Source organism: Shewanella sp. S1-49-MNA-CIBAN-0167 (genome assembly GCF_040310145.1).
GTDB classification, from domain to species: domain Bacteria; phylum Pseudomonadota; class Gammaproteobacteria; order Enterobacterales; family Shewanellaceae; genus Shewanella; species Shewanella psychromarinicola.
Genome location: NZ_JBEOPO010000311.1, coordinates 1 through 265 on the forward strand (window position 1 = coordinate 1; position 265 = coordinate 265).

Sequence of the window (265 nt, forward strand, 5' to 3'; positions counted from 1 at the left end):
GGTCGTTGGAGCGGCGAAGTTGAAGCGAGTAAAGGTAAAGACAATTATTTCTTAATGGAACTGACTATTGACGCTATATACAATGAACAAGGTGACACAAGTCATTATGTTGGCGTGTTTTCCGATATAACTCGCCGTAAACAACAAGAAGAAGAACTCAGAAAACTAACCAATAATGACTTACTTACCGGTTTACCCAATCGGTCTAGTTTGCAAGTGACACTCAGCAACCTAGTTAAAAAGGATGTTCATCACACCCTAATGG

General features: G+C 40.0%; 1 protein-coding gene. It reads left to right on the forward strand.

What is annotated here, in order from left to right:
• A partial coding sequence (locus AAEZ00_RS21435) for a PAS domain S-box protein (protein WP_351089946.1) occupies window positions 1-265 on the forward strand: 265 nt, incomplete at both ends.